This is a genomic window from Brevibacillus daliensis (assembly GCF_021245735.1).
GTDB lineage: Bacteria > Bacillota > Bacilli > Brevibacillales > Brevibacillaceae > Brevibacillus_B > Brevibacillus_B daliensis.
On sequence record NZ_JAJISB010000003.1, the window covers coordinates 496906 to 520219 of the forward strand.

General features: G+C 41.5%; 27 protein-coding genes and 1 pseudogene. 26 read left to right on the plus strand and 2 right to left on the minus strand.

Features of this window, described 5'->3' with window-relative positions; genetic code table 11:
* Window positions 1–135: 135 nt before the first annotated feature.
* The 6 genes from LM917_RS24730 (at window position 136) to LM917_RS05510 (ending at window position 5612) form a co-directional block, all read left to right on the plus strand.
* Window positions 136–381, plus strand: coding sequence for a dienelactone hydrolase family protein (locus LM917_RS24730; protein ID WP_373688755.1), 246 nt, complete (start codon window positions 136–138; stop codon window positions 379–381).
* Between the two features lie 37 nt (window positions 382–418).
* Window positions 419–532, plus strand: a complete 114-nt coding sequence (locus LM917_RS24735; RefSeq protein WP_373688756.1) for a dienelactone hydrolase family protein — start codon at window positions 419–421, stop codon at window positions 530–532.
* A gap of 492 nt (window positions 533–1024) precedes the next feature.
* Window positions 1025–2179 (plus strand): HesA/MoeB/ThiF family protein, encoded by a 1155-nt coding sequence (locus LM917_RS05495; protein ID WP_232696472.1) that lies wholly within the window; start codon window positions 1025–1027, stop codon window positions 2177–2179.
* Window positions 2180–2213: 34 nt separating this feature from the next.
* The gene (locus tag LM917_RS05500; RefSeq protein ID WP_232696473.1) at window positions 2214–3452 is read left to right on the plus strand and encodes a PqqD family protein; all 1239 of its coding nucleotides are present in this window, start codon (window positions 2214–2216) and stop codon (window positions 3450–3452) included.
* Between the two features lie 209 nt (window positions 3453–3661).
* On the plus strand, window positions 3662–4348 hold the full coding sequence (locus LM917_RS05505; RefSeq protein ID WP_232696474.1) for a TetR/AcrR family transcriptional regulator: 687 nt from the start codon (window positions 3662–3664) through the stop codon (window positions 4346–4348).
* Complete coding sequence (locus tag LM917_RS05510; protein WP_373688757.1) at window positions 4329–5612, plus strand: MFS transporter; 1284 nt, start codon at window positions 4329–4331, stop codon at window positions 5610–5612. The genes LM917_RS05505 and LM917_RS05510 overlap by 20 nt, the downstream gene beginning before the upstream one ends.
* Window positions 5613–6106: 494 nt before the next feature.
* Here the strand turns inward: LM917_RS05510 and LM917_RS24370 are convergent, their stop codons facing one another.
* Entirely contained in the window at window positions 6107–6229 is a 123-nt protein-coding gene (locus tag LM917_RS24370) for a hypothetical protein (protein ID WP_255667922.1), read from the minus strand.
* Between the two features lie 565 nt (window positions 6230–6794).
* Between LM917_RS24370 and LM917_RS05515 the strand changes: the two genes are divergently transcribed.
* From LM917_RS05515 to LM917_RS05575, 13 genes and pseudogenes are all read left to right on the plus strand, one after another.
* The gene (locus LM917_RS05515; protein WP_232696476.1) at window positions 6795–7229 is read left to right on the plus strand and encodes an SRPBCC family protein; all 435 of its coding nucleotides are present in this window, start codon (window positions 6795–6797) and stop codon (window positions 7227–7229) included.
* 93 nt (window positions 7230–7322) lie between these two features.
* Window positions 7323–7497: pseudogene (locus LM917_RS24740) on the plus strand (transposase); the annotation flags it as partial.
* A gap of 154 nt (window positions 7498–7651) precedes the next feature.
* Entirely contained in the window at window positions 7652–9127 is a 1476-nt protein-coding gene (locus tag LM917_RS05525; RefSeq protein WP_232696478.1) for a protein adenylyltransferase SelO, read from the plus strand.
* 336 nt (window positions 9128–9463) lie between these two features.
* Window positions 9464–9724: a GntR family transcriptional regulator gene (locus tag LM917_RS05530; RefSeq protein WP_373688758.1), complete on the plus strand. Its 261-nt coding sequence runs from the start codon at window positions 9464–9466 to the stop codon at window positions 9722–9724.
* 156 nt (window positions 9725–9880) lie between these two features.
* Window positions 9881–10015: an ATP-binding cassette domain-containing protein gene (locus tag LM917_RS24745; protein WP_373688764.1), complete on the plus strand. Its 135-nt coding sequence runs from the start codon at window positions 9881–9883 to the stop codon at window positions 10013–10015.
* Window positions 10012–10290 (plus strand): hypothetical protein, encoded by a 279-nt coding sequence (locus tag LM917_RS05540; RefSeq protein WP_232696568.1) that lies wholly within the window; start codon window positions 10012–10014, stop codon window positions 10288–10290. Before LM917_RS24745 ends, LM917_RS05540 begins: the two co-directional genes overlap by 4 nt.
* On the plus strand, window positions 10283–10492 hold the full coding sequence (locus LM917_RS05545; protein WP_232696479.1) for a cysteine-rich CWC family protein: 210 nt from the start codon (window positions 10283–10285) through the stop codon (window positions 10490–10492). The genes LM917_RS05540 and LM917_RS05545 overlap by 8 nt, the downstream gene beginning before the upstream one ends.
* A 426-nt stretch (window positions 10493–10918) precedes the next feature.
* Window positions 10919–11869 carry a magnesium/cobalt transporter CorA gene (corA, locus tag LM917_RS05550; protein WP_232696480.1) on the plus strand — a complete coding sequence of 317 codons (951 nt, stop codon included), beginning with the start codon at window positions 10919–10921 and terminating at the stop codon, window positions 11867–11869.
* Window positions 11870–12394: 525 nt separating this feature from the next.
* Window positions 12395–13069: a PspA/IM30 family protein gene (locus LM917_RS05555; protein ID WP_232696481.1), complete on the plus strand. Its 675-nt coding sequence runs from the start codon at window positions 12395–12397 to the stop codon at window positions 13067–13069.
* Between the two features lie 27 nt (window positions 13070–13096).
* Window positions 13097–14128 carry a TFIIB-type zinc ribbon-containing protein gene (locus LM917_RS05560; RefSeq protein ID WP_232696482.1) on the plus strand — a complete coding sequence of 344 codons (1032 nt, stop codon included), beginning with the start codon at window positions 13097–13099 and terminating at the stop codon, window positions 14126–14128.
* On the plus strand, window positions 14125–14916 hold the full coding sequence (locus tag LM917_RS05565; RefSeq protein ID WP_232696483.1) for a TPM domain-containing protein: 792 nt from the start codon (window positions 14125–14127) through the stop codon (window positions 14914–14916). The genes LM917_RS05560 and LM917_RS05565 overlap by 4 nt, the downstream gene beginning before the upstream one ends.
* Before the next feature lie 20 nt (window positions 14917–14936).
* A complete protein-coding gene (locus LM917_RS05570) occupies window positions 14937–15920 on the plus strand; it encodes an SPFH domain-containing protein (protein WP_232696484.1) in 984 nt (327 codons plus the stop codon).
* A gap of 117 nt (window positions 15921–16037) precedes the next feature.
* On the plus strand, window positions 16038–16187 hold the full coding sequence (locus tag LM917_RS05575; RefSeq protein ID WP_507236590.1) for a DUF554 family protein: 150 nt from the start codon (window positions 16038–16040) through the stop codon (window positions 16185–16187).
* Window positions 16188–16367: 180 nt separating this feature from the next.
* Here LM917_RS05575 and LM917_RS05580 read toward each other — a convergent pair whose 3' ends face one another.
* A complete protein-coding gene (locus LM917_RS05580) occupies window positions 16368–17699 on the minus strand; it encodes a sugar transferase (RefSeq protein WP_232696485.1) in 1332 nt (443 codons plus the stop codon).
* 189 nt (window positions 17700–17888) lie between these two features.
* Here LM917_RS05580 and LM917_RS05585 point away from each other — a divergent pair, with 189 nt between their 5' ends.
* The 7 genes from LM917_RS05585 to LM917_RS05615 all read left to right on the plus strand — a co-directional run bounded on the left by LM917_RS05585 (window position 17889) and on the right by LM917_RS05615 (window position 23270).
* The gene (locus tag LM917_RS05585; protein ID WP_232696486.1) at window positions 17889–18803 is read left to right on the plus strand and encodes an NAD-dependent epimerase/dehydratase family protein; all 915 of its coding nucleotides are present in this window, start codon (window positions 17889–17891) and stop codon (window positions 18801–18803) included.
* Window positions 18804–18819: 16 nt separating this feature from the next.
* Entirely contained in the window at window positions 18820–19968 is a 1149-nt protein-coding gene (locus tag LM917_RS05590; RefSeq protein WP_232696487.1) for a DegT/DnrJ/EryC1/StrS family aminotransferase, read from the plus strand.
* 3 nt (window positions 19969–19971) lie between these two features.
* Entirely contained in the window at window positions 19972–20583 is a 612-nt protein-coding gene (locus tag LM917_RS05595; RefSeq protein WP_232696488.1) for a sugar transferase, read from the plus strand.
* 113 nt (window positions 20584–20696) lie between these two features.
* Window positions 20697–20984 (plus strand): LCP family glycopolymer transferase, encoded by a 288-nt coding sequence (locus tag LM917_RS05600; protein ID WP_232696489.1) that lies wholly within the window; start codon window positions 20697–20699, stop codon window positions 20982–20984.
* Window positions 20981–21757 carry a tyrosine-protein phosphatase gene (locus tag LM917_RS05605; RefSeq protein ID WP_232696490.1) on the plus strand — a complete coding sequence of 259 codons (777 nt, stop codon included), beginning with the start codon at window positions 20981–20983 and terminating at the stop codon, window positions 21755–21757. Before LM917_RS05600 ends, LM917_RS05605 begins: the two co-directional genes overlap by 4 nt.
* Window positions 21758–21880: 123 nt before the next feature.
* Entirely contained in the window at window positions 21881–22630 is a 750-nt protein-coding gene (locus LM917_RS05610; RefSeq protein ID WP_232696491.1) for a YveK family protein, read from the plus strand.
* Window positions 22587–23270, plus strand: a complete 684-nt coding sequence (locus LM917_RS05615; protein WP_232696492.1) for a CpsD/CapB family tyrosine-protein kinase — start codon at window positions 22587–22589, stop codon at window positions 23268–23270. Before LM917_RS05610 ends, LM917_RS05615 begins: the two co-directional genes overlap by 44 nt.
* Window positions 23271–23314 lie beyond the last annotated feature (44 nt).

A 23314-nucleotide genomic window follows, 5' to 3' on the forward strand; every position in this document is an offset into this window, starting at 1 on the left:
TGTTCATTAACTATATGGAGAGAGCTAAAAGACACTAATTTTGCTTTAGTGTCTTTTGTTAATTTTATTCGTTAAAATTAACATAGAAGAGTAGTAATTGTTATACAACTGATAAATCAAGCAGGGGTGTATAAAGTGATCCATATCCACAACAAATCAGATAAATTAATCATTGTAGTACACGAAATTTATGGAATAAATCAACACATAAAAGATATATGTGATTTATTATTAGAAAAAAGTTATGATGTCATTTGTCCAAATTTATTAGAAAAAGAGATACCTTTTGACTATTCACAAGAAGAGGATGCTTATCGTAATTTTATGGATAGTTTAGGTTTTGCTATTTTTTCCGAAAGTAGAAAAATCATTTCAGGTTGACAAATTAATTTCAACATTAGAAAAAGAGAAGATAGAAGTGCATATCTATGATAGTCAACACGGATTTAGTGATCCATACTCACCAAAATACAATGAAGAATCAGCACAAAATACATGGAACGAAGCATTAAACTTCTTAAAAACCAAGTAAAACTTGAAAAATATGAGCGATTATTGCGTTTTCCTATACGACTATACGTAAAACAGTATTATTTAAAACATCCGTCCGGGCAGGCAAAGGAAAACAGATATCAATGAATACAAGGCCCCCAATTAAAATCTATTCAGATAAAATGGGGGTTTTCATTTTGAAAAATCACCGTAATTACAAAAAATGGAAATAAAACCCTATTGACTCTGCTGAAGGTAGGCCTGTTATACCAAAATTTACTAAATTTTCAAAATATTATAGAATTTTATAAAAATTTAAAATATAATTAGCTTGTCAGTATTTTTTATAGAGAGGAGGAACAGACTATGAAAATCCAAGCCAAAAAAGTAGAAAGTGTTCGCACAACTTTGTTGAATGCAACGTAATTCTCTTGTAAAGGGGGGAATAGCACTCGGGCTATTCCCCCTTTTTCATCCATAACATCCAGAAATGCACCTGGTTGTACTAACCCTATTTTCGGAGGTGTTTTATATGGATCGTCGTCCTTTATTTAAACCTGTGCATCCCGTTTATGAAGTAACGGAGGGGATTATCCGCATGGGGGAAGCTCCCGGTTTTACCGTTGAAATGGAAGATGAGAATGGGTCCATACGTAAGATGGTGAAACTGATGGACGGCACTCGCAACGTCGGGCAAATACATAACTTATTGCTTGTTGATTACCCCGAACTCACTTATGAAGAAATAATGGAAGCGGTGGAAGCACTGAGTGGCCTGGGCTTCCTCATGGACCAAGCAAAGGAAGAGGCTTCCGGGCTAACTTTGGAACAAAAAGAAAGGTACAAAGCGAATATCCGCTACTTCTCCCTGTTTACCAATATCGATCAAAGTCCAAGTCGGCTGCAGGAACAGTTGAGTGGAAAAAAAGTTACAATACTTGGAATGGGTGCCTTTGGCTCCACGCTGCTGGTCAATCTTGTCGGTGTGGGAATTCAGCATATCAAGCTCGTAGATTTTGACAGGGTGGAACTCAGCAATTTGAACCGACAAATTGTATTTAACGAAAATGACATTGGTCGTCTGAAGGTAGAAGCGGCACGTGAATTCATAGCCAGGCTCCATTCAGAGGTGTTGATTGAAACGGAAACGCTGCAAATCAAGTCAAGCGATGATGTGGAACGGGTTGTTGCAGGAAGCGACTTTGTGGTACTCGCAGCCGACCAGCCCTTCTTTATTCTGCAGCGATGGGTAAATCGTGCCTGCACCAATCTTCAAATCCCTTACATTGCTGGGGGATTCAACTTGATAGAAGGACAATTCTTCTTGGTGGAACCGGGGAAGACAGGTTGCATCGACTGCATGCATCTGCATCGTTACAGACAGTTAGAGGATTATCCTCAGTTGATTGAAAATCTGCTCATCACCAATTTTGTCCCGCCCACCGCAACGATTGCACCCAATATCATGATGATCACCGGAATGATGGCTTCCGATGCAGTCAGATATTTGACAGGTATCGCTCCCGTGCAATCTGCGGGAAAACTCATATTGTTCGACTTCAATACGTTGGAAAAGAAAGTATTCTTCGAGTGGGAAAGAAATGAAAACGAATGCCCCACTTGCGGAATGGGCAGTGGAACGGAACCGATTTTCCAAATCATGAGAAAAGAAATGTACGTGGAGTGAGGAATTGTTTTCAGATAGAGGGAGGTGTCCGTCAGTGAATCTTACAGGCGATAGCATTCTCAAGATGCACCAGCTTGTTCGCCGGGTGGAAAATGAAGAAGAAATCCTCATTGGACGAGCAGATATCAGCAATTACATCGTGCTTCCGGCCATTGGTGTTGAGATTGTCGACATGCTGGATGAAGGAAAGAGTATCAATGAAGTCGCGGTCATTATGGAGGAACGGTTAGGAGAACCAGTGGATGTGCTTGACTTTGCGCAGGATTTAATTGGTTCGTATCAATTTGTGCACATGGTGGATGGTGAGGTTGTCAACGAACTAGTTCCGGTCGTAGATCATTTGTCTTGGATCAAAGAAAGGACGGGCCAGTTTTTCTTTAACCGTGTTACCTTTGGATTTTACGGTCTCATATTTCTCGCGGGCTTAACGATTTGTATTTCGACCGGCAAGTATGTACCGGTCTTTTCCGATATTTTTGTTTCTTCTTCTGTGACTGTCTCGGTTCTTGTCTCATTCGTGACCACTTGGGTTTTCCTTTTCTTCCATGAACTGGCGCATCTGATGGCGGCACGCTCGTTAGGTATCGGCAGCCGCATCGGTCTAAGTCATCGTCTTGTTTTTGCCGTAGCGGAGACGAATATGTCCAATATCGTTCTTATCGAACCCGAGCGCAGATACAAGGCGTTTGTGGCGGGAATGTCCTGGGATGCGATGTTTTGGGGAATCGGTGTCATCCTGCTGTTTGCCCATGACGCAGGTTGGATGTCTCTGATGCCCGCTTTGCAGGCGTTCATTCGGATGATCAATGTTATCCTGCTCATGGCCTTAGCGTTCCAGTTCATGGTTTTCATGCAAACAGACGTGTATTACATGTTGGCAACCAAGTTCCGATGCACCAATCTGATGGTGAACACACGGTTATTTTTGCGGGAAAAATACCGTTTCTTGACGCAGGAAGAGCGGGAGGAATGGGAATATGTGGCCGACCACGAGAAAAGGGTCATCCGCTGGTACAGCTGGGTATACTTGATCGGTTCCGTGTGGGGCATCTGGTTCTTTGCTCAGTACCAATTGCGAATGGCGCTTGATTTTATCTGGAAGATCGCAGACGACATGAAAAATGCTTCGCTGGGCTCATGGGAGTTTTGGGATGGAATCCTGTTGATCTTACTGGTTCTGGTTCCTTTCCTCATTGTGGGCTGGTCTTGGATAAGGGCCTATCGGCAAAGGAGAAGCGAAAGAGAGCGGGCAAAATCCCTGCAGGGAACATGATTTGCGATACACAAATCGTTCACAGAGAATGAGTGTAAAGAAACCACCGTTTCTTTACGCTTTTTTTGTTTCGATCAAAAGACTTCCCCTATTTCTAGTAGATTTTTACTCTATAGGAAAAGGAAATGAAACCAATAATTGACATAGTTAGAAAAATCACTATAATTATATTGGACCGACCGTCAGTCTATAAAATGGAGGCAACGAAATTGAGAATATCCAAAGAACCTGAAGAACGCAGAAATGAAATTTTAGATACCGCTGAAATGCTGTTTTTCACCAAAGGTTATTCCAAAACGACAGTGAATGATATGTTACAGGCCATCGGTATCGCCAAAGGTACCTTCTACTATTATTTTAAATCGAAGGAAGAGGTTATGGATGCTGTTGTCATGCGATTCATCGATGCCGGGGTAGCAGCAGCAAAGAAGATTGCCGTAAGTAAGGAGCTTACAGTTCATGAAAAGCTGTTTCAAATGATTATGGCGCAAAAGCCAGATACGGACAGAAAAGGGCAGTTGATTGAGCAGTTTCACCAACCAGATAATGCAGAAATTCATCAAAAAAGCTTGGCTCAAACCATTTTAAAGCTAACGCCTGTTTTGACTGAGGTAATCGAGCAGGGAATAGAGGAGAAGCTATTCCAAACTCCTTATCCGAAAGAATCGATGGAATTTTTGCTGATCGCCTCTCAGTTTTTGTTTGATGAAGGAATATTCGAGTGGCAGCCTGAAGAAATTACCCAAAAGATACAGGCTTTTATTTATAACATGGAGATTATGCTCGGGGCAGAAAAAGGCAGTTTCACCTATGTAGCCAAATTGTTTGAGCAGCTTCCAATGGCTGAGGGTGAGATTGAAAGGATGGAGAAGGAGAATGGAGAGATTGAGCAATAAATCCTTCGGAAATTTTTTAGTGCTATGGACAGGTGAATGGATATCCAGTATTGGAAGCGGTTTGACGGCGTTTGCTCTGGGTATTTATGTCTACCAAATGACACAGACAGCCACCAGTGTTGCACTGGTAACCCTTTGCGCATTTCTACCTTCCATTGTACTCAGTCCAATCGGTGGAGTGTTGGCAGACCGTTTTGACCGGCGGCTGATGATGATTGTGGGCGACCTGTGTTCTGCTTTCGGGCTTGTCTTTATTCTAGTGACGATGCTGCTTGGTGATCCTCCCCTTTGGCAAATATGCCTTGGTGTTACGATTAGCTCGGTTTTTGTTTCCTTGTTGGAACCGGCCTACAAGGCTAGCATAACGGATTTGTTGACAGAAGAGCAGTATGCCAAGGCCAGTGGCCTGGTACAGCTTGCCGCATCCTCCAAATATCTTCTCTCTCCGGCCATTGCTGGAATTTTGTTTGGCATCATGGACATCAAGGGCATTTTAATCATTGACATCGCCACTTTTTTGGTTACCTTGTTTGCGGTTATGGCAGTGAAAAGGAACTTACAGGTTATACAAAAAGCCAAAGCGCATCAGCCTTTTGTAAAGGACTTGAAGGAAGGCTGGGATGCTCTCGTTTCTGCAAAGGGTGTTTTGCAGCTTACCATCATTCTTTCTGTTATCACTTTTTATGTGGGCTTTCTCCAAACCTTATATACGCCCATGCTTCTGCCCTTCACGGATTCAAAAACCCTTGGTACGGTAATGTCTGTAAGTGCAATAGGGATGCTACTCGGCAGCCTGATCATCGGTATTTTCAGCATCAACAGCAAATATGCCAATGTGCTAGCTATTAGCTTAGGCTTTGCCGGAATGTTCTTTTCCCTGGTGGGTATGACCACGAATATTTACTTTATCGCAGGAGCCGGATTTCTGTTCTTCACGGCGCTACCGTTTATTAACACCAGCGCTGACGTAATGATCCGTAGAAGAATCGCTAATGAAACCCAAGGCAGAGCATGGGGAATCATTGGCATATTATCGCAACTCGGTTATGTGGCCGCGTATGCTATTGCCGGCGTTTTGGCGGATCATGTCTTTAATCCGCTGTTACGAGAGGGAGGTATGCTTGCTTCCACAGTGGGTAAAGTGATAGGTACAGGTGAGGGACGTGGTATTGGCTTATTAATCATCGTATCCGGCTTTCTTATGGTCCTGTTAGCCTTTGTTATTCCCCGAATAAAATCCATCCGAACCCTGGGAAATCAGTAGCTGATTTCAGCTGAAGAAAGGAGGAGAGGCAGTCAGATGCTGTTACAAATTGTAAAACGAGATTTTCAATGAAATAAAACTTCGACTGATAAAGATCCAGCTGCACTCAGAAAATATGCGGAGGTTACTGAAAACGAAAATCTACGTGAGGATATCACTAGAAGGCTTGATTCTATTGAGGATGGGGATGCGTAATGATGTGCTACTACTGTGAATCTATCAAGGCTACAACTACAAGATATGGTTAAACGATTTGTAATAAATGTAACGAAAATGAAATCAGAACAATTCAACACAAACCAAGAAAACTGACCGAACAAGATAAAGCAAAACAATTGAAGTTCATCTTGTGGGCTTTGAAAAATCAGAAAGATGACGAATAGGAGGAAGCCAAATAGCAGAGAGATTGATATGAAATTTGCAAAGTACTTTGGTTACGAATGAAAGAAAAATTGATACCGCCCGAATGTTCGGACGGTATCGGGTTAACCCTATTAGCAGAAGAAACCACAGCCAAAGCGACGACGGCGACGGCGACAACCACAACCAAAGCGACGACGGCGACGGCGACAACCACAGTCAAAGCGACGACGGCGACGACCACAGGAACAAGACATAACTCCACCTCCTCATCGTTTCATACTATATATGTAATCAGAAATAGCAGAAAATGATTGGACTAACCATAATGAAAATATATCTATTTATGCGATTATGGGCTATTCTCACAATTTCCTTTTATCAAGATCTTTAGTTTTATCACAAAGAAGAAATAAACTATTTTCCGACCATTTTGGTTTTATCTTAGTTACAAGCCAAAGGCGTGGAAATTAAGCCTTATGTGGTGAAAATAGACTAATTAACGAAAAAAGACCGTATTTACTTCAACTTGCCATTGGTGTCAACTACATTATTAACAGTATAAGAACAAGGATCAGACCACTCGTAACGTCTTGGAGAGATAGACAGCGGTTACTCCATGAACTTTTTCAGGAAATTGTTGACATACACCATGGAAAGAACGAAAAGAAAATAGACATTTTACAGAATTCTTTAAGAAGAGGTACAAACGTGTTAAGAAGCACTATTTATGAGGTAAACCTTTTTTTGGAGATAATTAATATAAAACATCATGGAAAACCATAACTATTTTGTACTCATGGAAAGAGAGCTGATATTGTAATGAACAACCTTACGAAATTTAAAATAATAAAGCCAGCTAATGAAGTATTTGAAGCCTTCGTAGATCCTGCAGAAATTAGGAATTTCTGGTTTTCGTCGAGTTCTGATAGGTGGGAACAAGGAAAGACGGTTACATTGAGATATGATGAATACGATGCTCAAGGGGATATAGAGGTATTGGAAGTGGAGATAAATAAGAAAATCGTATTCAAGTGGGGTGCAAATGGGGACGGGCATATTGTTACGATTACACTGAAAGAATTGGAAAAATCGAGTACAATAATTGAAGTTAACGAAGATGGTTTTAATGAAAATGATGATAATTTCATCAGTCAATTGATAGATAATAAAGAAGGCTGGGTTTATATGTTGACCTGTTTAAAGGCTTATTTAGAGTTTGGTGTTAAAAATTTGAGAGCTGGATTAGTTAAATAACTTTAGTGCCTGTTGGCTCTTTTTTTTATTGGTTCAGGGTATGTTAAGTTAGACGTATAAGGAAATTGAGGAACTAATGAATGGGGTTAAGGAAAACAGGACGACATCATGGTGAACAAGAACAAGGTAGTTTACATGGTCATCGGGATCGATTTAGACGGCAACAAGGACGAGAAGGGCATGTGGATTAGCGAGAGCGAGTCGGGCCAAGTTCTGGCTCAGCGTTTTAAACGATCTGAAAAATTGGTGTGTCCAGGATATCCTCATTTCCGCCCCATTAATTTAACGGGCAGAATAACACAATGGAAAGGGAATAATAAATTGGCAAAGGTAATCACTAAAAGGACTGCCTTGTGATGATATAGAAAGTAGATATAAAGAAGAAACTAAGATAAAAAAATACATAAGAATAAGGAGATACGATGACAGAGAAAAAAGCAATAATAGAGTCAGGATGGAACTTCGACAACAGTTACACTCGTCTTCCGAAATCATTTTTTACCAGGCTGGACCCAACCCCTGTACGCTCACCGAAGTTGATCATTCTTAATGATCTGTTGGCAACATCTCTGGGATTGAACGTCCAAGCGCTGCAAAGCAATGATGGTGTAGCGGTGCTTGCTGGCATCCAGATTCCCGAAGGAGCTCTGCCTCTTGCTCAAGCTTATGCAGGTCATCAATTCGGGCATTTTACCGTGTTAGGCGACGGCCGGGCTCTACTGCTTGGCGAACAAATCACGCCCCTAGGTGAGCGGGTTGATATTCAGCTTAAGGGTTCAGGTAAAACGCCGTACTCCCGCCGAGGCGATGGTCGAGCGGCACTTGGACCGATGCTGCGTGAATACATCATCAGCGAAGCAATGCATGCGCTTGGTATTGCTACTACCCGTAGCCTAGCGGTGGTGACTACCGGTGAGTCAGTATTCCGCGAAACCGAGCAACCTGGTGCCATTCTGACCCGCGTGGCTGCCAGTCATCTGCGCGTCGGCACCTTTCAATACGTTTCAAAATGGGGCACTTTTGAGGATCTCCGGGCCCTGGCTGATTACGCATTACAGAGACATTTTCCAGAAATTTACGCTGTTGAGAGCCGCTATCTTTACCTACTTCAGGAAGTGATCAAGCGTCAGGCCGTGCTGATTGCCAAATGGCAGCTCGTTGGCTTTATTCACGGGGTGATGAACACCGACAACATGACCATTAGCGGAGAAACCATTGATTATGGTCCTTGTGCCTTCATGGATACATATGATCCAGCAACGGTATTCAGTTCCATTGACATTAATGGCCGGTATGCCTATAGTAATCAGCCGTATATTGCCGCGTGGAACCTCGCGAGATTTGCTGAAACCCTATTGCCGCTGCTCCATGTCGACGAGGCGCAGGCTTTCAAACTGGCCGAGGATGCGATATCAGATTTTACCGAGTTGTATCACCGTAATTGGCTCGCGGGAATGAGGGCAAAACTGGGAATCTTTAACGAAGAGCTACAGGATGAATCCCTTATTGAAGGCCTCCTTAGCATGATGCAGAAGTATCGTGCGGACTATACCAATACCTTCCGCACACTAACTTTTGATAAGCCTGAGGATACGGTCCTGTTTGGCACCACGGAATATGCTCAATGGCATGAGCTATGGCAGGCGAGACTAGGTAGGCAGCAGGAAGAAAAAGCCGCCTCTCATCAGTTGATGAAAAACAGCAATCCTGCGCTAATCCCTCGCAACCACCGGGTAGAAGACGCACTAGAAGCCATGGTGAAACAAGGAGACTACAGCGTGATGGAGCGGCTTCTTGATGTTCTTTCGAGCCCTTACGTGCACTCCCCTGAACAGGCTGATTACTCCTCACTACCTTCGCTATCAAACCGTCCTTACCAAACCTATTGCGGTACTTGAACGAGAGTAAGTCTCGAGGCAAAGAACTGGATATTTGATGGAAGGGACCTTCCCAGCCTTCATACTCAAATCTTGATAGTGCTTGAAAGCGCAAAGGGCACAAGGGACGCCGGCGTATAGACCATGAAAAAGCTGAATGTATAGGCTATTGTCGCAACTGGTATACAAGTAGAGACAGCGTTCCATTAGGATGCTGTTCTTTCTATCTATGCGTTAGTTAGATGTCTTACTAATTGTTTGAAAAGCAAGGGAAATACCCCTTGCTTTTCCTGTTGTAGCAGTGTGCTATTTGCCTAGTACACTAAGTCAACCGTACAATAGAGAAGGGAGATATCCATGACACATTCGTTTCAGCATTCACAGCCGATATACACCCAGATCATGGATATATTCTTCCAGCGTATCTGCAGGGGGGAGCGCGGGCCTGGCGATAAGCTGCCGTCGATAAGAGATACGGCAGTTGAAGTAGGCGTTAATCCGAATACCATTCAACGTTCCTATATGGAGATGGAAAGGCGTGGCGTAGTGGAGGACGAGAAGAGGCCAGGGAACATTCGTTACAACGGATATCGAGCTGCTGGAGTGGCTCCGGCATGAGCTCGCCCGCAATCAGATTTTCCTCTTCCTCGAGAGCATGAGTCAGCTCGGCTACTCTACGCACGAAATTATGAGCAAGATCAACAGCAGCATGCAGGCAAAGGAGGATTCCGAATCTTGAGCTTACTTACATTTGAGCAGGTCCGTTATAAGAAGATGCTCCACGATTTGAGTTTCTCTGTGCCGCATGCCGGCATTATCGGTCTGATCGGGGCGAACGGGAGCGGCAAATCAACCGTGCTCCATCTGATAGCCGGTCTGGTCCGTCCGGCGAGGGGCGCATATGCATGAACGGGGAGCCGGTCGGTCGGCACACGAGAGAACAGGTGGCCTTCTCGCCTGAACGCGAGTGGCTGTATCCGTTCTTTACCGTCCAGCAGTCACTAGAGTTGGCTGTCCAGCTGTATACGGACTTTCAGATGGCGGAAGCGCTAACCCGCCGCAGAAAAGAAGAACTAGCGGCGTTTGAGGGAACTCGAGTATTTGAATTAGAAGCAAGTGGGTTATTTATTGGAACGATGCATAACGAATACGCTATGACAGGGAAGGGAGAATCCGATGCATAAAGCAGACGATAATATAGAGGAGCGGAGATGCCCATTATGCGGTGGAGTCAATGCTTGTAGTGTTACATCAGGTGATTGCTGGTGTTTTCATATGAAGGTACCTCAAGAGTTGCGAGATCAAATACCTTCAGAGCACCGGGGTAAAACCTGCATTTGCCGTAAATGTGTTGAAGAGTATCTTGCAAAGCAACGAACATTATAAAATCATTAAACGAACCAAGTTGGCATTCCTATTTCACACGCTCTTGGTGTGCATATTAGAATTAATCAGGAGGGAATGGGTTCTTATTTTTGAATATTTTCTTGTTTAAACAATCCTGGTCTACAAATAAGTAGAACCAGCTGTAGATCTTACAATGCAAGATGAATTAGGATCAGATACATATACCTTCTACGCCGATCTCGGAAAGACACAGTACAATTTACTGTGTCTTTCTTGTAGTATGAGTAGCAATTTGCCTTGTGCAAGGGGCGATCTTTGATTTAGGATGTTTTTCTATAACAAGGGCGATATGAATTCCATAGGTACTATACATGTACGACAAAAAGTGAAAGTCGCACGAATAGCAAACAGAAAATGCTCGAACAATAATCCATGTTTAGGATTTTTGATAGAGGGTGATACTGTTTGCTTCGATCAATTGCTGTAACTAATGACTTCAAAGTGATCAAAGATATACCAATACAAAACCTAACTGATTCAAACATTAAATGGTTTTGGGTTGATTTCTATTCTCCGACTGAAGATGAATCAAAGTTATTGGAAACCTATTTCCACTTCCATCCATTGGCTATTGAAGATTGTTTCCACATGTTGCAACGCCCAAAAGTAGACCATTATGAGGATATTCATTTTTTTGTGCTACAAGCTATTAATCAAAAAACGTTGGAAGCCGAAGAAATTAATTTGTTTTTAGGTAACAATTTCTTAGTTTCATTTCATTTACATAAATGCAAAGAGGTCGATGAAGCCTTGAATCGGATCAGTGATCATAAAGCTTTATCCGAAAAAGGGCATATTTATATTGCGTATACCATTATGGATAATTTGGTCGACAATTATTTTCCGAGTTTGTATCAAATTGAAGATCAATTAAACGAAATTGAAAGCAATGTTAAGAATGAGAGCATTGAAAAGTTAATGGATACAATATTTGATATACGCTCAAATTTGCTCAAGCTCCGAAAAACGGTTGTACCTATGAGGGATCTTCTTTACCGAGTGATTAATTCAGAAAAAATTGATGGGGTTAAAGAACAATTAGTTTACTTTACCGATATTTACCACCATTTGCTAAAGCTTTCCGAAATGATTGAATCAAATCGAGAAGTAACGGCAGATATGCGAGATAACTACGTTTCAATAAATTCAAATAGAATGAATATCATTATGAAGACACTAACAGTTATGACTTCTATTTTTATTCCTTTAACATTCATTGCGAGCATATATGGGATGAATTTTGAATACATACCTGAATTGACGTGGCGGTGGGGTTATTTTGGGGTATTAGGGGTTATGCTTGGAGTAGGTTCTGGTATGTTATTATGGTTATGGAGAAAGGGTTGGTTTAAGTAATAGTAAATAGGATGATTCTCAAATGAGAAAAAGTAGAATTCTTTATATACTGCTTCATTTGAGGACTTTAACAATATCTCGTATGCCTTCATCGGATTAAAAGGAAATCCTGAAGAAGTAGGGGAGAGTTTCCTAATTCCATTCAATTTAAGAACGTAATCTGACATAAACGTCCTCCTATTCAGATTCCCTTTACCTGTGTTTGCACCTGTTTTATTTTTATTTTTTTGACTATACATATACTGTTTGTGTTGCATATGATTAATTTTGTCTTTTCCATTGTTTTTTGTTTTTCAACAACGTGTAAAAAGAGCCACTTTTTCTCAGAAGAAGTGGCTCTTTTTCATTGCCGATGCCCAAATACAGGGACTTGGCCTTTATCCAATATCCTGGAACTCGCCGCGATTTTACAGTCACCTCCAATATTGCCCAGCAATGAGTAGGGCTACTTTAATTAGAAAATGAATCCTTTTGGCCAAATAAGATGTATTATTATAATAAGCAGATATTTATGGGGAGGTCCTTATGGGAATCTTGTCAAGGGTCAGAGAGATTATGTCCAGCAATATTAACGCTTTATTAGATAAGACCGGAGATCCGGAGAAGACGATCGATGACTTCATGCGGAGCTTAAACAGCGACCTAGGAAAGGTTAAAGCGGAAACGGCTTCGATGCTGACGGATGAGAGAAGGGCAAAGAGAGCGCTGGATGAATGCAATGCCGATATCAAAAAGCTGCAACATTATGCTGAGAAGGCCGTGGAAGCCGGCGATGACGAGGATGCCAGAAAGTTCCTGGAGAAGAAGGAGCCGCTAGCAGAGAAAGAAGCTCAACTCCAAGCCGCGTATCAATTAGCTTCATCGAACGTCGCTAGCATGAAGCAAATCCAGGATAAGCTGGTATCGGATATCGGACAGTTGGAAGCACGGCGTACGAAACTGAAGGGGAAAATGGCGGCGGCCAAAGCCCAGCAAAGCTTGAATTCCATTGGCTCGTCCGATGGCGGCAATGATGCTGTGTTCGACGCCATGGAACAGAAGGTAAACAGAGCTTATGACGAAGCCATGGCCATTGCCGAGCTTCGGACAGAAGCGAAGGACAATCTTGACGATTTGTTCGCGCAATATAAGAAAAGTACGAACCCAAATGTCGAAGATGAATTGGCTGCAATCAAAGAAAAAATGAAAAAGAAGGAATAACAGTTTCTTTATTACAGAGGTGAGCGAATGAAAATTATCGATTACAAATGCCCAAACTGCGGTAGCGACATGGTCTTTGACAGCGAAACAGGGATGTTATCTTGTCAAAGCTGCGGAAGAAACGACAATATTAACCTTATACCTGATCCTCTGACGAAAAATGTTTTTTCAGAAGATGAGACAACGGAGTATCATTGCAAAAGCTGCGGAGCAGTCGTAATGACCGAATCTGAGACGGCTGCAACGGTTTGCAGTTTTTGCGGGTCTGTCATCGTACTTAGCGAACGACTGACTGGGAAGCTGACCCCGGCGCAGGTCATCCCTTTTGCAATTAGCAAGGAAGAAGCGATGCGAGCTTTTCGGAAATGGTGCAGGAAAGGCTGGCTGACGCCAAACGGGTTTATGACGGCGGATCGTATCAAGGGAATAACCGGGATGTATGTACCCTTTTGGCTATATGAATTAAATAATGCAATTGAGGTTCATGCTCGCGGTACGAAGGTAAGAACTTACGAGCGAGGGGACTATAAGTATACGGAGACGCAGCATTTCGATGTATACCGGAAGATCCGCCTGAATTATGTGAAGGTTCCGATCGATGCTTCGGAGAAAATGAACGACGAGCTGATGGATAAATTAGAGCCTTTTCCTTACGATCAGCTGAAAAGCTTTAAAACGGCATATCTCGCCGGCTACGTCGCGGAAAAATATAGTTACGACGACAAGGAGCTTTTCCCGAGGGCGAAAAATAAAATTAGCGAGTATATCGAATCTTATATTCGGTCGACGATGGCACAATATACCACGATGAATTACACCGATAAGCACATTGATACACAATTCAAACATGCGGAGTATACACTGCTTCCCGTGTGGGTGGTACATTATGATTATAATAAATTGGAATATACGTTTGCCATGAACGGTCAGACGGGCAAAGTGGTCGGAAAGCCTCCGATTAGCATGGCGAAAGTGACCGCGTGGTTTGCGAGCATTTCCGGCGTTTCTTTCCTTTCACTGAAGCTGATCTCGTGGATGATGGGGGGAGGATTTTGGTGAGAAGGAGCAGTGCGATCGTTACATTCTTGTGCTTTTTTGCTGTTTTTCTTGCGTTTCCCTTGGTGATGAAGACGGGAGAGGCTGCAGCAGCGGAAATGAAGCAGTTAGTTTATGATGATGCGGGTTTGTTAAATCAGGAAGAGTATGATGAGTTGAACGTGATGGCGAATCAATATGGAGTTAGAAGAGAAACGGACATCATCATTTTGACTTCCAAAAACACCGAAAATGCCGATGTCGAGAAAATGACGGAAGATTTTTACGACAAGCACGCACTTGGATATGATAAGCCTCATGGCAATGCGGTTATTTTGACGCTGGACATGAAAAATAGAGAGGTGTATTTGGCCGGGTTCTATAAAGCGAAGATGTACCTAGATGACGATAGGCTTGACAAGGTACGTGCCAAGATTATCCCAGATATAGCGAGCGGCGATTACATGCTTGCTTTCCAAAAATATATTCAAACCGCGGACAAATATATGGGATTCCGCCCAGATATGAACCCGGACAACCTATTATTTAATGGTTGGTTTCAATTGGCGGTTTCATTAATCATCGGGGGAATTATCGTCGGCATGATGGCCATTCGTTCCGGAGGCCGTGTTACGGTTAATCGGCAGACCTACGAGGATGCAGGCACATCAGGGGTTCTGGAGCATCGAGATCAGTATCTTCATACAACTGTAACGAAACAGAAGATCGCAAAGAACAACAGCGGCGGCTCGGGCGGCGGCGGGACTACCAGCGGTGGCCACTCGCATAGCGGCAGCAGAGGATCTTTTTAAACGGAAGGGATGGGTTCACAATGACGTTTTTCGGAAACCAATTTGCGAATGTGGTGGAATGGGAAGAGTTTAGGGACGATATGATTTTTTGGAAGTGGAGTAACCGGGAGATTAAAAAAGGAAGCAAGTTAATCATCCGCCCCGGTCAAGACGCGATTTTCATAAATAACGGCAAGATCGAAGGGATTTTTGAGGATGAAGGGGAGTATCACATCGCTTCTGAGATCATCCCGTTCTTATCCACGTTAAAAGGGTTTAAATTTGGCTTTAACAGCGGGATGAGAGTGGAAGTCTTATTCGTCAATACGAAGGAGTTTACCGTCAAGTGGGGGACGCAGAATCCGGTTCTGATCCCGACTCCCCAACTCCCGGGCGGCATGCCCATCCGCGCGAACGGCACGTTCAATTTTAAAGTGAACGATTACGTTACGCTTATTGATAAGATTGCCGGGGTGAAAGACAGCTATCTTGTTGAGGACGTCAAAATCCGGATTACTTCTGTGTTGGATCAATTAGTAATGAAGTGGATCAGCAGAGAAGGGAAAGATATGTTCAATCTGCAAGCGAATGCGCTCGATATTGCCAAAGGCATTCGTGAAGATCTTGATATGCAAGTGATGGACATCGGTATGACAATTACAGGCTTTCACGTGATGAGCTTCAATTATCCGCAAGAAATTCAAGATAAGATTACAAAGACGGCCTCCTACGAAATGATCGGCGATCTGCAAAAGTATCAACAGGTTGCCATGACGGACGGTATGGCATCCGGCAACGTAAAAGGCGGTGGCGCCGCTTCGGACATGGCAGGCATGATGATGGGGATGAACATCGCGAATGAAATGATGAAAAATATGAACGCCAGCCAAAAGCCATCGGTTGATCCTAATCCTGCTCCTTCAGCACCGACACCTGAGGGGACAAAGCCGAACTTCTGCCCAAACTGCGGTACGAAAAACGAAGGGGCCAACTTTTGTCCGAATTGCGGCCAAAAACTGAACTAGTATCGCGGACAGGCGTCCATGAACAGGCGCGTACCGAAAAACCACAACGCAAATCGCGTTGTGGTTTTTCGGTAAAGATAGGGAGGGCTAATAATCTCATTAACCCTTCAAAAGCAAATAAGACAATTTATATCTGAAATTTCAAATAGGAAAATTGTAGGTATTGGGCTTAATTTAGTTGGGCTAACAAATATGCGCGTCGCTAATTTTTTACCAGGAATTCTGGTTACAGCAATTTTAGTATCGTGCATGTACTTCATCCAATAACAAATAGATTAAATGTTAAAAAAGAATAAAAAAGCGACTCTCAAAATAAATGGAGAGCGCTTTTTTTGTACGAACAAAAAGTATAAACACCCAAGAATAGCATCATGGTACGCATGAAAAACTCCCGCTAAAGAAGAACCAGCTACTTCGAAAATACTTCGATAGAAGTTTTTCTTATTTTCATGCATTAATGTTTTCATTAACCGTTTCTATGCCTTTCGCACTTTCTCTCTGCAGCAGGATATAGACTGTTTGGCAAAGGATTTTAAAATCGAGCACCCATGAATAACCGAATACATACAAAAGATCAAAGCGTAATTTTTCTTCAGCAGTGGAGCTATATTTACCCATGATTTGAGCGAGACCTGTTATACCTGGTTTCACATTCGCACGATACGTATATCCCTTAATGGAATCGTTAAATTGATTAACGAAAAAAGGTCGCTCTGGTCTTGGCCCTACTAGACTCATGTCCCCTTTTACTACATTAAAAAGCTGGGGAAGTTCGTCGAGTCGTGTGGAACGCAAGAATTTCCCGATTTTCGTAATTCTTGGATCGTTTTTGGTTGCAAGTACAGGTCCGGAACGATCTTCAGCATGGACAAGCATGCTCCTTAATTTATAGATCTGGAATGTTTTATTCGATAGTCCTGTTCGTTCTTGCTTATAAATGGCCGGCCCTTTTGAAGTGAGCGGAATCAAAATATACAAAATGAACAGGACTGGGCTGCACATGATGAGTAATAGGGATGAAATGATCACATCAAATATCCGTTTGACTAACATTTGAAGTGAGCTTAAACGCGGCGGCCGAATCAGAAACAGTAATAAGTCATTGATATGTTTAACTTCTGCATGAAAAATTGACAAATCTTGGGCCTCAGGTATGAGCAGGACTTGCTTTCCGTGATCCATTGCGGAACAGATTACATCATTTTTTTCTTTCATTTTGGAACTAATAATGACTACATCGCTTTCCTTTACATGATTGTCCCATTCTTCTTTTTTAGTTGGGATAATCCACTTCGTATTTAATTTTAAATAATGTGAGGAGAGTTTATGTTGAATGTCTTTTGATAAACCTTGATTTTCCGCAAAGATTAATGCTTTCTTATTTAAGAATAAATTTTGATATAGCCAATGAAACAAAACATGTAAGCAAACAATGAAAAACATTTGAAAAAACGTAGTTAAAAGAAAATCGGAGAAAGAAAAATCAGAGACAGGATAAATATCAAGATACAAAAATATGCTGAGTTGGCTAAACAATATGGATACGAATGTTGAGGAGGTAACAGATCCTGTGTTTTTGTAATGATCTTCCGAATAAATGCCAAATAAATAGAAGACTAGTAAAGGGACCAATAGTCCTAGTGGAAAAAATTTAGCAATATTATTGGTACCTTGATGCCAATAAGTGGAAAAAGTAAGTATAAAACTAGCATATACAAAAAATAAATCAAAAGTTAATTGAAATAACGTAATGATGCGCATTTTAATCGTACGTTCCACAAAGCTCACCCTTTTCAAGTTTTGGCAATAAAGTTTTTTTAAAAAACGTAGCTGCAATATTCTTTGGGGAAATCTTCACATTTTTCATCTGCTCATGATTATTCCTGATCAGAAGGTAATATTACATTGGACCTATTCATATAATTGAAATATTCCATTTTGGGACATACGAGAAAGGTAGGATGCTGGATGAAGGTTTTAGTGACTGGTGGATCCGGTTTAGTAGGGGGACATACTGTTGAGTTTTTGCTTCAAAGTGGATTTGAAGTAGTGGTTGTAGATCAAGTGAGAAGTGATGCTATCAGGGAAGACAGAATCACTTTTTATCAAGCGGATATCTGTGTAGATGATCTCACAGATATTTTTTATGAAGAGAAACCAGATTTCGTGATTCATTTGGCAGCACAAGTAAGCGTACAACGATCTTTAACGGAACCACATCTCGATGCGAAACTAAATATCCTAGGAACAATACAGGTGCTTCGACAATGTGTAGCTCATAACGTTCAAAAAATTGTATTCGCATCCTCAGCCGCTGTGTACGGAGAACCAACTTGCAGTGTTATAAGCGAAGATCACGAATCTGTTCCCGCTTCTTTTTATGGTATTTCAAAAATTACTGCAGAAAATTATATCAAAATGTTTTCAAAGGAGTATGGACTCAATTATGCAATTTTGCGTTATGCCAATATATATGGAATGCCCCGTAACGGAGGTAGAGCGGCTGGAGTAGTATCGATATTTTTAGAAAATATTCGCAATGATTCTCCGACAGTGATCTATGGGGATGGAGAACAAACAAGAGATTTTATCTTTGTAAAAGACATTGCCCAAGCGAACGTAGCTGCCTTATTGCGTGGGGATCGTGAAACCTTCAATGTTAGTAGTAACTCGCCTACAACAATTAATCAGCTTTTTTACACCATAACTGAAATGATGGAAGTAGAAAGACATCCACAGTACATGTCAAAGAAATCAGGTGAAAATCAATACAGTTTATTAAATAATGCACATGCCAAAGAGATTTTATTATGGGAAGCAAAATGGGCATTAGTAGATGGCGTACGTGAAATCATTGAACGGCAAAGGATTGCTATTTATTAGAAAGGACAATGTGTACATGAAGATTCCTTTTTATATTCCATATCTAAATGAGGAAGAAATCGTGGAGGTAACTGCTGCCATTCAATCCAATTGGTTAAGCAAAGGACCAAAAACGCTTGAATTCGAAAAAGAGTTTGCAAAAAAGGTAGGAAGCCAATATGCGGTAGGATTGAATTCTTGTACAGCTGGACTTCATTTGGCTCAGTTAGCTTTAGGAATTGGGCAAGGTGATGAGGTGATCACAACTCCATATACATTTGTTGCCACGTCGAATACCATCCTGCATTGTGGTGCAAAACCTGTCTTTGTCGATATTGATCCGCTCACACTTAACATATGTGCAGAGGCTATCGAGCAGGCGATTACTCCGAGGACAAAAGCGATTATTCCCGTTCACTTTGCTGGATATCCATGTGACATGGATCAGATACGCGAAATTTCAAAACGGTACAATCTAGCCATCATTGAAGATGCAGCCCACGCTGTTTACACGAAATATAAAGATGAGCCAATCGGTAGTATCGGGGATATTACTTGCTTTAGTTTCTATGCTACCAAAAACCTGACAACTGGTGAGGGCGGAATGATTACCACGAACGATGAGGCGATTGCAAACCAAATTAGAATTATGAGCCTGCATGGCATGAGTCGCAATGCATGGAATCGTTATGCAGCAAAGGGTGCTTGGTATTATGAAGTGGAGCAGGCTGGCTTTAAATACAATATGACGGATATCCAAGCGGCAATGGGTCTTATCCAACTTCAAAAGTTAGAAGAAATGCAGACGCTGAGAAAGCAATTGGCCCAAGCCTACAACGAAGCGTTACGAGAAACGGATGAATTAATTCTTCCTTATGATTCACCGGAGCATTGTCATTCCTGGCACCTTTATTATATTCAATTAAAGGAGGACCAAGTAACTATCACGCGAAATGAATTGATCGAAAAATTAAATGAAGCAGGCATCGGCACATCTGTTCATTTTATCCCGGTCCCCCATCATCCTTTCTATCAGAAACAAGGCTATCGTTTAACCGACTATCCCGTGGCAAAGAAAACATATGAATCTATCATTTCGTTGCCTTTCTACCCAACTATGACCAAGGAAGCAGTAATGTATGTAGCTGAAACATTAAAAACCATCCTATCTTTGCACAAAAGGTAAGAGATGAATAAAAGATACCAAATAACAAAGCGCCTGATTGATATGTGCAGCTCCCTCATCGGATTAGTTCTATTAAGTCCAGTTTTTCTACTCATTGCATTATGGATCAAACTTGACTCGGTAGGACCGGTGTTTTTTAAGCAAGTCCGAATTGGGAAAGAGGGGAAATCTTTTCATATTTATAAATTTCGCACCATGATCTCAGATGCAGAGAACGTTGGTAAACAACTAACGACTGCGAACGATAAACGAATTACGCGTTGTGGTGCTATACTACGTAAATTCAAATTAGACGAGTTACCTCAATTGATTAATGTGGTGAAAGGCGAAATGAGCTTGGTAGGACCACGACCAGAAGTCCCTACATATGTTCGCCTGTATAACGATCAGCAAAGAAAGGTACTTACGGTAGCTCCAGGTCTGACTGATGAAGCATCGATTAAATACCGCAATGAGAGTGAGCTCCTTTACCATGCTGCAGACGCTGAACAAATGTACATCGAACAGATTATGCCTGATAAATTAAGCATGAACATTCAATACATTGAAAAACCTTCTTTGTTGGCAGACTTCCAAATCATTTGCAAGACAATTTGGGTTGTTATTAAAAAATAATACGATATACCACGGATGGAGGAGGGAAAATTTCCTGTGTTGCCCTTGAGTAAATAGAAAGAATCTACAAAATGGGGCGTTGGAATAACTCCCCTCATCCTAAATAATTGCAGATGACCGAAGGTGTTCATCATTTAACTGGCGTGCAAGTTCTAGATTTTGCACGTTTTCGCCATGATGCACAAGGTGATTTTGGCAGAAATGATAGGCAACAAAAAGTGTTAAAAGCGGTACTGGAGCAGAGTAAAGAGATTCGTTCTACAGCAAGAGCGAAAGAGAGTGGCCAGTTTGTTACATCAGAATATCTCTCTGAAGTAAAGAAGCTGTTCTACTTCAAACTTTATGAGATATACCTAATACTACAGAAACCAAATGGAGTAGCACGGAGGATATGCTTATGATAGATATTCATGTTCATATTCTACCTGGAGTAGATGATGGTCCGAGAAGCCAAGAAGAGATGATTCTTATGGCAAAACAAGCTGTTCATAACGGTATCACAACAGTTGTAGCTACCCCACATCATCGGAATGGTCTCTATGAAAATCCACCTGAAACTATCCTGCAAAGTCTCTGCGAAACAAATACGATCCTTCAACAACAAGAGATCCCACTTACAATCTTGCCAGGAATGGAGATTCGACTCTACTCAGATCTGATCAATGATTTACAAAAGAATCAATTAATCGCATTCAACCAGCAGAATCGCCATATATTGGTGGAATTACCGCATGATCATGTTCCTATTTATATGGAACGATTTATTTTTGAGTTGCGCTTAGTTGGATATGTACCGATCATTGCTCATCCGGAACGCAACATACATATTCGTACAAACCCTAACTTGCTATATCGGTTCATCGAAATGGGAGCAATGGCACAAATGACCGCAGCTAGTCTCACTGGTGATATGGGGAAAAATGTACAAAAAAGCGCTTGGGATATGATAAATCATCAACTTATTCAGTTCATTGCATCAGATGCCCATAATGTTGGAAAGAGGGGATTCATTCTTAGAGAGGCTTATGAGGTGATAGAACATCGTTTAGGTCGTGAATATGTACAACATTACAAGGAATCAACACAAAATATCATAGATGGAAGAGATTGTTTGGTACTTCCACCCACTAAAATCACTAAGAAATTCCTTGGTTTTTTTCGTCCTTTTACATAGTAATCACCATTTCCTTCTTATGAATAAAAAAGCATTCGTAAATAGGTTAGCAAAAATTCCTTCTCAATCAGCGATGGGATAAATGAATAAGAGACCATGGATAAAAAGGGGAAATGGTGATATATGGAAAGGACAGAAACGTACGAATTCTGGAGCATTGTTCGCAAACGGTTTCTCCTCATCACCCTCTTAGTTGTGTTCATCGTGGGTGCTACCGGTTTACTAAGTTTCTTTGTGATTACACCGGTGTATGAGGCTACAGCCACATTATTAATTCAAACAAAAGAAGAAAACAACCAGATCAAGTATGATGATTTAATTACAAATCAGAAGTTGGTAAAAACCTATGGCGAAATCATAAAAAGTAGGTATATTACTGAAGATGTCATCAAAAGGCTTAATCTACCGATCACTGTAAATCAACTGTTAGAAAATGTGAAAGTGAAATCAACCGAAGAGTCCCTTCTTACTTCTATCATAGTTAACGATCGGGATCCTAAAATGGCTGTTGACATAGCCAATGCCTATGCAGAATCATTTTCAACAAACGTTAATACAATCATTAAAGTGGATAATGTTTCGATTTTAGATGAAGCCAAGATTCCAGAAGTCCCCTTGCCGATTCGTCCACAACCATTGATTTATATGGCCATCTCCTTTGTTCTTGGTTGTCTGATAGCATTTGGACTGGCATTTTTTCTTGAAACACTAGATAAAACGGTGAAAACGCAAGAAGAATTGGAACAGATTCTCTCTCTACCGGTTCTTGGAATTATTGCAGATATCAATAAGTTGCGTCATACCCAAAATAACACCCAGGAGGCCATTCATGAGATCAAAGGCAATAACGAAGAGAGCAATCTGCCTGTATGAGCCTAATTCTTCTGTTGCAGAAGCGTATCGGATTTTACGGACGAATATTCAATTTACCTCTGTCATGAAACAAATCAAAACGTTGATAGTAACAAGCTCTGGACCTGAAGAAGGGAAAACGACTACCATTGTTAACTTGGCAATCGTTCTTGCGGAAACAGGTAAACGCATCATACTCATTGATGGTGATTTGCGAAAACCAATGATACATCGTGTGTTTAATCTGCAAAATGATAAGGGACTTACAAACTTTCTTACTGGTAAAGAACCATACAATCAAGTGATTCAAACGGTTCATAGTTGTGGGCTAGATGTGATCACAGCAGGACCTACTCCACCTAATCCTACTGATTTCATTGCCTCTCCAGATCTAGAAGCACTCATTAAACAATTAAGACTAACTTATGATATGGTACTCATTGATTCTCCACCCGTTTTGCCAGTAACAGATAGTCAACTACTCGCAGGGTATTCTGATGGGGTACTTCTCGTGGTTCGTGCTGGGAAAGCAACCAAGGAACATATCAAAAAAACCAAAAAAATGATGGAAATCGTTGGTGCACATGTCATAGGTACTGTTTTGAATAGTAAAAAAGTAGGGAAAAAGGGCATGGATGCTTACTACAGTTACACGGATTAATCAATTTCAATATCAAGCGTGCTCGTAATATGAAGAGAAAGGAG

What these genes read in the sequence shown, in the direction of transcription:
- LM917_RS05530 (WP_373688758.1), top strand. Translation starts at nt 9,464, where the DNA reads ATGACACATTCGTTTCAGCATTCACAGCCGATATACACCCAGATCATG.
- LM917_RS05510 (WP_373688757.1), top strand. Translation starts at nt 4,329, where the DNA reads ATGGAGAGATTGAGCAATAAATCCTTCGGAAATTTTTTAGTGCTATGG.
- LM917_RS05515 (WP_232696476.1), top strand. Translation starts at nt 6,795, where the DNA reads ATGAACAACCTTACGAAATTTAAAATAATAAAGCCAGCTAATGAAGTA.
- LM917_RS24745 (WP_373688764.1), top strand. Translation starts at nt 9,881, where the DNA reads ATGCTCCACGATTTGAGTTTCTCTGTGCCGCATGCCGGCATTATCGGT.
- LM917_RS05495 (WP_232696472.1), top strand. Translation starts at nt 1,025, where the DNA reads ATGGATCGTCGTCCTTTATTTAAACCTGTGCATCCCGTTTATGAAGTA.
- LM917_RS05570 (WP_232696484.1), top strand. Translation starts at nt 14,937, where the DNA reads ATGACGTTTTTCGGAAACCAATTTGCGAATGTGGTGGAATGGGAAGAG.
- LM917_RS05555 (WP_232696481.1), top strand. Translation starts at nt 12,395, where the DNA reads ATGGGAATCTTGTCAAGGGTCAGAGAGATTATGTCCAGCAATATTAAC.
- LM917_RS05615 (WP_232696492.1), top strand. Translation starts at nt 22,587, where the DNA reads ATGAGATCAAAGGCAATAACGAAGAGAGCAATCTGCCTGTATGAGCCT.
- LM917_RS05600 (WP_232696489.1), top strand. Translation starts at nt 20,697, where the DNA reads ATGACCGAAGGTGTTCATCATTTAACTGGCGTGCAAGTTCTAGATTTT.
- LM917_RS05595 (WP_232696488.1), top strand. Translation starts at nt 19,972, where the DNA reads ATGAATAAAAGATACCAAATAACAAAGCGCCTGATTGATATGTGCAGC.
- LM917_RS05585 (WP_232696486.1), top strand. Translation starts at nt 17,889, where the DNA reads ATGAAGGTTTTAGTGACTGGTGGATCCGGTTTAGTAGGGGGACATACT.
- LM917_RS05590 (WP_232696487.1), top strand. Translation starts at nt 18,820, where the DNA reads ATGAAGATTCCTTTTTATATTCCATATCTAAATGAGGAAGAAATCGTG.
- LM917_RS05525 (WP_232696478.1), top strand. Translation starts at nt 7,652, where the DNA reads ATGACAGAGAAAAAAGCAATAATAGAGTCAGGATGGAACTTCGACAAC.
- LM917_RS05560 (WP_232696482.1), top strand. Translation starts at nt 13,097, where the DNA reads ATGAAAATTATCGATTACAAATGCCCAAACTGCGGTAGCGACATGGTC.
- LM917_RS05605 (WP_232696490.1), top strand. Translation starts at nt 20,981, where the DNA reads ATGATAGATATTCATGTTCATATTCTACCTGGAGTAGATGATGGTCCG.
- LM917_RS05610 (WP_232696491.1), top strand. Translation starts at nt 21,881, where the DNA reads ATGGAAAGGACAGAAACGTACGAATTCTGGAGCATTGTTCGCAAACGG.
- LM917_RS05545 (WP_232696479.1), top strand. Translation starts at nt 10,283, where the DNA reads ATGCATAAAGCAGACGATAATATAGAGGAGCGGAGATGCCCATTATGC.
- LM917_RS05540 (WP_232696568.1), top strand. Translation starts at nt 10,012, where the DNA reads ATGAACGGGGAGCCGGTCGGTCGGCACACGAGAGAACAGGTGGCCTTC.
- LM917_RS24370 (WP_255667922.1), bottom strand. Translation starts at nt 6,229, where the DNA reads ATGTCTTGTTCCTGTGGTCGTCGCCGTCGTCGCTTTGACTGTGGTTGT.